This is a genomic window from Shigella sp. FC1567 (genome assembly GCF_001743015.1).
Taxonomy (GTDB): domain Bacteria; phylum Pseudomonadota; class Gammaproteobacteria; order Enterobacterales; family Enterobacteriaceae; genus Escherichia; species Escherichia coli.
In genome coordinates this window covers 1-4,135 of sequence record NZ_MIIV01000167.1, presented here as the reverse complement: position 1 = coordinate 4,135, position 4,135 = coordinate 1, and the positions used below count along the sequence as shown (strand labels likewise).

General features: G+C 47.0%; 2 protein-coding genes and 2 pseudogenes. 1 reads left to right on the top strand and 3 read right to left on the bottom strand.

Annotated features, from left to right (window positions below; all coding sequences use genetic code 11):
• On the bottom strand, positions 1 to 165 hold a 165-nt coding region (locus BHE85_RS11595), incomplete at its 3' end, for an IS1 family transposase (protein ID WP_047664789.1).
• Between the two features lie 735 nt (positions 166 to 900).
• Between BHE85_RS11595 and BHE85_RS11590 the strand changes: the two are divergent.
• Positions 901 to 3,553 (top strand): annotated as a pseudogene (locus BHE85_RS11590) (autotransporter outer membrane beta-barrel domain-containing protein); the annotation flags it as partial.
• Between the two features lie 45 nt (positions 3,554 to 3,598).
• On the opposite strand, the pseudogene BHE85_RS11585 reads toward BHE85_RS11590, so the two are convergent.
• Positions 3,599 to 3,907, bottom strand: a pseudogene (locus BHE85_RS11585) (integrase core domain-containing protein); the annotation flags it as partial.
• On the bottom strand, positions 3,901 to 4,135 hold a 235-nt coding region (locus tag BHE85_RS11580), incomplete at its 5' end, for an integrase core domain-containing protein (RefSeq protein WP_146627965.1). The gene BHE85_RS11580 and the pseudogene BHE85_RS11585, both read right to left, overlap by 7 nt.

The window sequence follows — 4,135 nt, the reverse complement described above, 5'->3', positions numbered from 1 at the left end:
TTTCTGGTGCGTACCGGGCTGAGAGGCGGTGTAAGTGAACTGTAGTTGCCATGTTTTACGGCAATGAGAGCAGAGATAGCGCTGATGTCCGGCAGTGCTTTTGCCGTTACGCACCACGCCTTCAGTAGCGGAGCAGGAAGGACATCTGATGGAAATGGAAGCCACGCAAGCACCTTAAAATCACCATCATACACTAAATCAGTAAGTTGGCAGCATTACCCACCGAGTCCTAATCATTCTTGTAACATCCTACACTTTTGTGCTTATTGCCTATAGTGAACCACGAGAATAATTAAAGACATAAGTGTTCAGATGACGGATATCTCATTAGCAGTGATATAACGTAAGTTTTTGTATCACTACACATCAGCCACCTTCACAGCTGATCAAAATTGATCACGCTCCAATATGCTGGCAAGATGAAAATGATAACCAGTAGCACAATAACAACGATAGGCCAGAAAACCCATTGACCAAAAATGAATATCGATGTTTTTTGCTTTTTCTTATTAGTAATGCAAAAATGGCGCATATTGTTTTTGTTATGCAGATACATCAAGCGAAATTCCCATAACTAATTAGGATTATTACAAAAAATCTTCACCAAATTTTTTAACCGCTGTTTGTTGTAATATTTTTGCCATATTTATAGTAACGAATTGGAATAAGTAACGACAACTTAGGGAATAACTCGATATAAACTCACCTTTGTAAGGGGGATGTTAAATATATATTAATTCCTGTGTTCCTGATTTTGCCCGGTAATAGAGAATTATTCTCTGAGAAGCTCATCATGATTGCACCATACAAATATCATGATGATAAGAGGATATTATTCATTGATTTAAACAAAATGACAAAATCCATAGACCCATAGTCTGGGTACTATATAGGAGTGGTATGGGCATCAAACAACACAATGGGAATACCAAAGCAGATCGTCTCGCTGAATTAAAAATCCGTTCGCCCTCAATTCAACTGATAAAATTTGGCGCTATTGGTTTGAATGCAATTATCTTTTCCCCCCTGCTGATAGCTGCTGATACAGGAAGTCAATATGGCACCAATATTACTATTAATGATGGTGACAGAATTACAGGAGATACCGCCGATCCATCAGGAAACCTCTATGGTGTAATGACCCCAGCAGGAAACACGCCTGGCAATATCAACCTGGGTAATGATGTCACCGTCAATGTCAACGACGCCTCTGGATATGCAAAAGGAATCATTATTCAGGGCAAAAACAGCTCCCTGACAGCTAACCGACTCACAGTAGATGTTGTTGGTCAAACCTCTGCCATCGGCATTAACTTAATTGGTGACTATACCCATGCTGACTTAGGCACAGGCAGCACCATTAAGAGTAACGATGACGGCATCATTATTGGGCATAGCTCAACACTAACAGCCACTCAATTCACCATTGAAAACTCGAACGGTATAGGCCTAACCATCAATGACTATGGCACCAGTGTCGATCTTGGAAGCGGAAGTAAAATCACGACCGATGGAAGTACAGGTGTTTATATCGGTGGTCTCAACGGCAATAACGCCAATGGTGCTGCGCGTTTTACGGCTACAGACCTGACAATCGATGTTCAGGGCTACAGCGCCATGGGGATAAACGTACAGAAAAACTCTGTTGTCGATCTCGGAACAAACAGTTCCATTAAAACCAATGGCGATAATGCACACGGCCTCTGGAGCTTTGGCCAGGTTAGCGCGAATGCACTCACTGTTGATGTAACTGGAGCCGCGGCCAATGGCGTCGAAGTTCGTGGTGGTACAACCACTATCGGTGCAGATAGCCATATTTCTTCCGCGCAGGGCGGTGGCCTCGTCACCAGTGGTTCAGACGCGACAATCAATTTTTCTGGCACGGCAGCGCAACGAAACAGCATCTTTTCCGGCGGTTCTTATGGTGCCTCGGCCCAGACGGCAACGGCTGTTGTCAACATGCAAAATACCGATATTACAGTTGATCGTAATGGCAGTCTGGCGCTGGGTTTGTGGGCGCTCAGCGGCGGTAGAATAACCGGAGACAGTTTGGCTATCACCGGCGCGGCAGGAGCCAGGGGAATTTATGCCATGACCAACAGCCAGATCGACCTCACGAGCGATCTGGTCATTGATATGAGTACACCCGACCAGATGGCCATTGCAACGCAACATGACGATGGTTATGCCGCCAGCCGCATCAACGCCTCGGGTCGTATGCTTATCAACGGTAGCGTTTTTTCCAAAGGTGGGCTAATCAATCTGGATATGCACCCTGGGTCGGTTTGGACAGGTTCCTCCCTCAGCGATAATGTCAATGGCGGAAAACTGGACGTTGCAATGAATAACAGCGTCTGGAACGTAACAAGTAATTCTAATCTCGACACGCTGGCGCTGAGCCATTCAACTGTCGATTTTGCCAGCCACGGGTCAACTGCCGGCACATTTGCCACATTAAACGTAGAGAACCTGAGCGGTAACAGTACCTTTATTATGCGTGCTGATGTTGTTGGCGAGGGTAATGGCGTTAATAATAAAGGGGATTTATTGAATATCAGCGGGAGTAGTGCTGGTAATCACGTATTGGCTATCCGCAACCAGGGCAGCGAGGCCACAACGGGAAATGAAGTTCTGACAGTGGTAAAAACCACTGACGGCGCGGCCTCGTTCAGCGCGTCTTCTCAGGTTGAGTTGGGGGGGATATCTGTACGATGTGCGTAAAAATGGCACTAACTGGGAGCTTTACGCTTCCGGGACAGTTCCGGAACCGACTCCTAATCCTGAACCCACACCAGCTCCCGCTCAGCCTCCCATAGTCAACCCCGATCCTACGCCTGAACCCGCTCCCACGCCTAAACCCACCACGACCGCAGATGCTGGCGGCAATTATCTCAATGTCGGTTACTTATTGAACTATGTTGAAAACCGTACGCTGATGCAACGGATGGGTGACCTGCGAAATCAGAGTAAAGACGGTAATATCTGGTTGCGCAGTTATGGGGGAAGCCTGGACTCCTTTGCCAGTGGCAAACTGAGCGGCTTTGACATGGGTTACAGCGGTATCCAGTTTGGTGGGGATAAACGTCTCTCTGATGAAATGCCGTTGTATGTCGGTCTGTATATTGGCTCAACACATGCATCGCCGGACTATAGCGGAGGCGACGGTACCGCACGTTCAGACTACATGGGAATGTACGCCAGTTACATGGCACAAAACGGTTTTTACAGCGATCTCGTTATAAAAGCATCGCGCCAGAAAAATAGTTTCCACGTACTGGACAGTCATAACAACGGCGTTAACGCCAACGGCACTGCGAATGGAATGAGCATCTCCCTAGAAGCCGGGCAGAGGTTCAACCTGTCCCCTACTGGTTATGGGTTCTATATAGAGCCGCAAACCCAGCTTACATACAGCCACCAGAATGAGATGGCTATGAAGGCGAGTAATGGCCTCAATATACATCTGAATCACTACGAATCGCTGCTGGGGCGTGCCAGCATGATACTGGGGTATGACATCACCGCAGGCAACAGCCAGCTGAATGTCTATGTGAATGAGGTGTACTGGCAATAGCGGACACTACCATTTGTTCTTTTTTTAAGCAGCTATCTGATGATATTTTTCCCTGAAGGCTGCCGGGGAGATATTCCCCAGACGAGAGTGACGACGCTGACGATTGTAGAAAATCTCAATGTATTCCCGTATTACTGAGATGGCTTCATCCCGGTTATTAAAACGATAGTGGCTCAGGCTCTCATTTTTCAGCGTTCCCCAGAAGCTTTCCATCGGAGCGTTGTCGTAACAGTGACCTTTACGCGACATTGATGTTTTCAGACCAGACTGCTCCTGTATGACCCGGTAATCGTATGCGCAGTACTGTGAACCTCGATCTGAAGTGGTCAACAAAAACTGGCCACCGAGTTAGAGTTTTTCCAGTATCGATTTTCCGATTCGTTTGGGGGTAACCCACCGTTATATTCGTGCGGTCTTAGTGCGCTGTAATATCCAACGATATAGTCCGTTATGGCGTGAGCTGCCTCGCTGAAGCTTACGTAACCCACCACCGGCATCCATTCGTTCTTCAGACTCCTGAAGAAGCGTTCCATTGGGCTGTTATCCCAGCAGTTTCCGCGC